The following is a 6,580-nucleotide window of genomic DNA, read 5'->3' as shown; positions in this document are numbered from 1 at the left end:
GTTCTCAGGTATTCCTTCCGCCGCGACGCTGGAGGGCCTGACGACGGGCCTCCGCACGCTCCTGATGCTTTACCGTCTGCGTCCCAGGCTCCGACTCGGAGGACAGCCTCCGCGCCAGCGCATGGACGGTGGGATGCTCGAAGAAATGGGTGACGGGAACATCCCGCCCGAGCACCTCGCGCAGCCGCGCGCACGCGCGCACCGCCGACAGCGAGCTGCCGCCCAGGTCATCGAAGAAGTGGGCGTGGACGCTCACCGTCGGATACCCAAGCGTCTCAGCCCATGCCTGGACCAACGTCTGCTCCAAGGGTGTGCGCGGAGCACCTTCCGAGGGCGCCGCTCGCGTCGGAGCCGGCAGGGCCCGCGTGTCCACCTTGCCGCTGGACAACAACGGCAGTGCCTCCAGGGTGACGAGGTCCGCGGGAATCAGGTGTTCGGGCAGGCGCGCGCGAAGGCTCGCTCGAACCTCTCCCGGCGTCGGCATCCCGCCTTCCGGGGGCACCACGTATGCGACCAGCCGAGGCTCTCCTCCCGCCGGCGGGCGCCACACACGGACATGGGCCTGCCGCATTCCCGCCAGCTCGCGCAGGGCCACCTCCACCTCGCCCGGCTCGATGCGGAACCCGCGCAGCTTCACCTGTGCATCCACCCGGCCCAGCAAGTCGATGTGGCCAGAGGGACGCCAGCGCGCCAGGTCCCCGGTGCGATACAGGCGCGCCCCGGGCCGTGGACCATACGGGTCCGGGACGAAGCGCTCCGCCGTCAGGTCCGGGCGCCCTTCGTAGCCGCGTGCGACGGCCGGTCCTCCCAGGAACAGCTCCCCCGTCACCCCAGGAGGAACGGGCCGCAGGGCCTCGTCGAGCACGTAGGCATCGACATGCGGCAAGGGCGGGCCGATGTCCGGCGCCCCGGTTCCGACCACGCACGTGGACCACGCCGAGCAGACCGTGACTTCGGTAGGCCCATAGGCGTTCAGCATCACCCGCCCCGGAGCGAAGCGGGTCACCAGGTCCTCCGGACAGTGCTCGCCCGCGGAGACGAGCGTCTTCAGGTCGGGAAGCGGTGCCTCCGGCAGCAACGTGCAGGCGGAGGGAGGGAGCGTCACGAGGGTGATGCGTTCTTCTCGCAGCACCCGGTGCAGCGCCTCGCCCGCGAGGACTTCGCCCGGAGGAGGCAGGACCAGCGTCGCACCCGTCATCAGGCCCTGGATGTATTCCCAGACGGAGACGTCGAAGGCCGGTGACGCGAACTGGAGCACTCGTGCTCCGGGGGCCAACGCGAAGCCTTGTCGAATCGTCTCGACCAACTGCAGGGCGCTCCAGTGAGAGATCATCACGCCCTTCGGACGTCCCGTGCTTCCGGAGGTGTAGATGATGTACGCCGTGCAGTCCGACGAGGGCAGCGCCCGTGCTTCGAACGGCGACTCCCCGTCACGTGTGTCCCGGGCTCCGTGCTCCTCCCAGAGCAGCGTCGTCACGGCTTCGGGCAGGGTCAGCCGCCGTGCGAGCCGCTCGTGGACGAGCAACCAGCGCGCCCCGGCGTCGCTCAACATCCACGCGACTCGCTCCGACGGGTAGCCCGCGTCGAACGGCACCACCGTTCCACCGGCCTTCAACACCGCGAGGAACGCGATGAGCGCCTCGGGGCCCCCGCGCTCCATCTGCACACCAACACGGCACTCCGGACCGACGCCCTGACGACGCAGCCTCGCGGCGACACGGTCCGACCAGTCATTCACCTCGCGATAGGTCCACCGCGACGTGCCCGCGACCAGGGCCACGGCCTCGGGTGTCTTCGCCACCCAGGACTCGAAGGCCTCGTGCAGACCGGTCACCGGGGGGGCTTCGGACATCGCGCGCCTTCGGCCGGTGGCCAGCGCCGCGCCCCGCTCCTCCTCATCCAGCACCGGCAGGTCGAGCACCGGCACGTCGGGTGTCCGCGACGCCGCGTCCAACAGCGCGCCCAGATGACGGGCCATGCGCTCCACGACTTCGGCATCGAAGAGGTCGGTGCAGTACTCCAGGCTGGCCGCGAAGCCACCTCGCGACTCCGCCATCGACAACGTCAGGTCGAAGGCCGAGGCCTGATTGCGCAGCGGAACGGACTCCAGCTCCAGCGCCCCCAGCCGGACCCGCGCCCCCTCGCCTCCGAGCGCGAAGGGCGCGAGGGCTTCACGGCCCGGACGCCCGGAGTGCAGCACGAACATCGTCTGGAAGACGGGCGCGCGCGACGCATCCCTCCGAGGCTGGAGCCGCTCGACAAGCCGTGCGAAGGGCAGCTCCTGCCGCTCCAGCGCTGACAGCACCGTGCCGCGCACCTCCGCCAGCAGCGCGGAGAACGACAACCCTTTCGTCACAGTGGCGCGCAGGGCCACGGGGTTGACGAAGTAGCCCACCTGTCGAGCCAGATCCGCGCGTGCCCGACCCGCCGTCGGCGTCCCCACCAGCAGGTCTTCATGTCCCGTGTAGCGGCGCAGGAAGGCGAGGTAGCCGGCCAGGAGCACCATGAAGGGCGTGGCACCGCGCGCGCTCGCCAGCGACACCAGGCGAGAGGCGGTCTCCGCCTCCACTCGGAAGGTCACAGCCGCGCCCCGGAAGGACTGGAGCCGAGGCCGTGGACGCGAAGTGGGCAACTCCAACACCGGCAGCTCTCCGCTCAGTTGCTCACGCCACCACGCCTGGAGCCCGTCGCCTCGTGAACCGGAGTACAGCGCCTCCTGCGCGCGGAGGATGGGCGCGACGCGAGCCGGAGGTGGCGGCAGCGTCGGAGCCACGCCTTGGAGACCGGACGTGTAGAGGAGGCCCAGTTCCTCGGCCATCACCTCCAACGACCAGAAGTCGGTGATGAGGTGGTGGAACACGAGCAGCAGCACCGGTCCACCCGCGACGTCGGTGAAGACGCGCATGCGCATCATGGGCCCACGCTCCAGGTCGAAGGGACGGTGGGTCTCCACCTCCAACCGCTCGCGCAAGGCCCATTCCGTCCACCCTTCGGCCGACTCGCGCTCCAGCACGGGCGCGGCGGCGGGACGCAGCACGGGCTCGCCGCGTTCCTCGGGGAAGGCGCACGCGAGGGCAGGATGGCGGGTGATGAGCACCGAGAACGCGTGCTCCAGAACCCCGAGGTCCACGTCCGGAGCGAGGCGCATCGCGCGCGCGATGTGGTACGCGGTGCTTCCTGGCGCCATGCGCTGGAGGAACCAGAGCGCGCGCTGACCGTCCGAGACATGCGGCGTCGCGTCCTCCGACACAGCGGGAGTGGACGACTCCGCCACCGAGTTCCGCGTGCGCTCCACCCACGCCGTCACATCACGCAGACTCGGCCCTTGCAGCAACAACGTCGGGGGCAGCGACACGCGCCACGTCTGCTGCACCGCGTGCATCACATCCAGCCCGCGCAGCGAGTCCAGGCCGTACTGCGTGAGCGGCGCATCGGCATCCAGCGTGCTCGCGGAGACACCCAGCCGGTGCGCCACCTCGCTCACGAGCCACGAGAACACGTCTCCCGAAGTCAGCGCCTCGGACGCGCTCGCCACCTCGTCCCGCGCGAGCACGTCCGCGCGGCTCTCCCGCCACTCCTTCACGACCTCCAGGCCGTCGGTGAGGAACGCCTGCTTCGTCACGCGCCGCTGCACCTTGCCGCTGGACGTCTTGGGCAGGCTGCCCGACGTGATGAGCACCACCGCATGCGCGGCCACGCCGTGCTCCTCGACGAGCGTGGCGCGGATGCGCGCGAGCGCCTCGTCGATGATGCCCCCTTCGGCCGCCTTTCCGGAGACCTCCTGGACGATGACGAGCCGCTCCTCCCCTTCCGCCTCCACCGAGAACGCGACGCCACACCCCGGGCGCAGGGCCGGGTGGCCGCGCTCCACCGTCAACTCCAGGTCCTGCGGGTAGAGGTTGCGCCCGCGCAGGATGAGCACGTCCTTCAAGCGGCCCGTGACGAAGACCTCGCCGCCCTCGACGATGCCCAGGTCTCCCGTGCGCAGGAAGGGCCCCTCGCCCGTCCCCGCGAGGCGGCCCCGGAAGTCACGCTCCGTCTCCTCGGGGCGCTGCCAGTAACCCTCCGCGATGCTGGGCCCGCGCACCCACAGCTCGCCCACCTGGCCCGGGGCCTTCGGCTCGCGCGTCTGGGGGTCCACCACGCGCAGCTCCTGCGCGCCCAGCACCTCGCCGCTGCCCACGAGGACTGCTCCGGCGTCGGCGTGCTCCGGTGCTCGCGCCTCGCCCCGCTCCAGGCCCTCGCGCGAGAAGCTCTTCACCACCAACTCCACCGGGCGCTCCGCGACGCGCTGGCGGCCCGTGACGATGAGCGTCCCCTCCGCCAGGCCGTAACAGGGATAGAGCGCGTGGCGGCGAAAGCCCGCGGGCGCGAAGGCCTCCGCGAAGCGGTCCATCGTCTCCGCGCGCACCGGCTCCGCGCCACAGAACGCCACCTCCCAGCGACTGAGGTCCAGCGCGGCCCGCTCCTCCGGCGTGCTCTTGCGCACGCACAAGTCGAACGCGAAGTTGGGCCCGCCACTCACCGTGCCGCCGTGGCGCGAGATGATCTCCAGCCACCGCATGGGCCGCTGGAGGAAGAACAAGGGCGCCATCAGCGACGCATGCATGTCCCGGAACAGAGGATGGACGATGCCGCCAATCAGCCCCATGTCGTGGTACGGCGGGAGCCACGAGACGAACCTCGGATCCGGCTTCGCGTCGAACCCTCGCGAGATGAGCTCGCAGTTGTGCATCAACTGGCGGTGCGCCAGCACCACGCCGCGTGGCGAGCCGGTGGAGCCCGACGTGTACTGGAGGAACGCCACCGTGTCGTCGCGCACGCCCGCATCGCGCCACGACGCGGCCTCACTGAGTGGAACCGTGTCCGTCGACAACCAGCGCAGCGCCCGCAGGTCTTCCAGTCCTTCGGTGAGCGGCCCCACCAGCTCCGAGATTCCGGACGTGGTGAGCGCCACGCGCGCGCCGCAGTCCGCCACCAGCGCCTGGAGCCGGGGCAGCGTGCGACCCAGTCGCATCACATCCGGCGGATATGCGGGCACCGCCACCACGCCCGCATACAGACACGCGAGGAAGCCCACCACGTACTCGCGCCCTGGCGAGTACATGAGCAGCGCCCGGTCTCCTGGCGCCATCTCCTGCTGGAGCCGCGCCGCCACCGCGCGCACCTGCGCATCCAGTTCAGCATAGGTGACGGTGTGCTCCCCCTCTTCGTCGACAAACGTGAAGATGGAGTCGGTGGGCTGAGACACCGCCCGGGCACGGCACACGTCGACGAGGGTAGCGTTCTCGGGACGAACGAACGCGGAGGCGGGGGCAGCGCGAGTCGGCAAGTGCATGTCGAGTGTCCCGGGGGGATTTTCAGGAGGACGGAAGCCGTTTCAGCCCGGCACACACGCGTCCCGTGAACCCGGGGGCGTTGACCTTGCTGCACCGACCGACGCCCCCTGGATTCCCCCTACTTTTAATGGATTCTCGGCATCCAGAAAAGTCGTGTCATCACGAATGACCCAGCACATCGGTGTTGACCGGTTGCATATTCACGAACGTTCGTGGCGATGTGCCGCGTCGACACCCGACGAGAGGAGCTCCCCATGAAGTACACGCAACTGGGCCGCACCGGCCTGCGCGTCTCACGCCTGTGCCTGGGCTGCATGAGCTACGGCACCCCCTCATGGCGCCCGTGGGTCCTCAACGAGGAAGCCTCGCAGCCGTTCTTCCGCCGCGCGGTGGAGATGGGCATCAACTTCTTCGACACCGCGGACATGTACTCACTGGGTGTCAGCGAAGAAGTGACGGGCCGTGCGCTGCGACGCTACGCGCGCATGGAAGAAGTGGTGGTCGCCACCAAGGTGTACTTCCCCATGGGTGATGGCCCCAACATGCGCGGCCTGTCCCGCAAGCACATCGTCCAGGCGTGCGAGGCCAGCCTGAAGCGGCTGGGCATGGAGACCATCGACCTCTACCAGATCCACCGGATGGACCCGCACACGCCGGTGGAGGAGACGCTGTCCGCGTTGGATCAGCTCGTCCGCCAGGGCAAGGTGCGCTACCTGGGCGCGTCGTCCACGTATGCGTGGCAGTTCGCGCGGGCCCTGGGCGTGGCGGATGTGAACAGCTGGTCCCGCTTCGTGTCCATGCAGGACCACTACAACCTCGTCTATCGCGAGGAGGAGCGGGAGATGCTGCCGCTGTGCGAGGCGGAGGGCATTGGCGTGCTCCCCTGGTCTCCGCTCGCGCGCGGGTTGCTCGCGGGGACGCGGAAGTCGCTGGGAGACCGGGACGCCACGCCGCGCGCGAAGACGGATGCGTACGCGCCGGTGCTGTATGACCAGGCGGGAGACTGGGACGTGGTGGAGGCCACGCGGCGGGTGGCCGAGGCGCGCAACGTGCCTCCGGCCCAGGTGGCCATGGCGTGGCTGCTGTCGCGTCCCGTGGTGACGGCGCCCATCATCGGCGCCACGAAGCTGGAGCACCTGGAGGACGCCATGCGCTCGGTGGACCTCAAGCTCCAGCCCGAGGAGCTCCAGGCCCTGGAGGCGCCCTACCAGCCCCACGCGCTGCGCGGCATGTGAGCCGCG

At 70.1% G+C, this 6,580-nt stretch carries 2 protein-coding genes; one reads left to right on the top strand and one right to left on the bottom strand.

Annotated features, from left to right (window positions below):
• Positions 1–4 precede the first annotated feature (4 nt).
• The gene (locus HUA76_RS38140) at positions 5–5,269 is read right to left on the bottom strand and encodes an amino acid adenylation domain-containing protein (RefSeq protein WP_371823579.1); all 5,265 of its coding nucleotides are present in this window, start codon (positions 5,267–5,269) and stop codon (positions 5–7) included.
• A gap of 324 nt (positions 5,270–5,593) precedes the next feature.
• Between HUA76_RS38140 and HUA76_RS38135 the strand changes: the two genes are divergently transcribed.
• Complete coding sequence (locus tag HUA76_RS38135) at positions 5,594–6,574, top strand: aldo/keto reductase (RefSeq protein ID WP_141646072.1); 981 nt, start codon at positions 5,594–5,596, stop codon at positions 6,572–6,574.
• Positions 6,575–6,580 lie beyond the last annotated feature (6 nt).

The sequence above is a fragment of the Myxococcus sp. CA056 genome (assembly GCF_013336715.1).
GTDB lineage: Bacteria > Myxococcota > Myxococcia > Myxococcales > Myxococcaceae > Myxococcus > Myxococcus llanfairpwllgwyngyllgogerychwyrndrobwllllantysiliogogogochensis.
Note: the sequence above shows the minus strand (reverse complement) of the source record. Positions and strands in the feature narration are given on the sequence as shown.

Excerpts from the sequence above, each read along its gene's own strand:
- HUA76_RS38135 (WP_141646072.1), top strand. The coding sequence starts at position 5,594 with ATGAAGTACACGCAACTGGGCCGCACCGGCCTGCGCGTCTCACGCCTG.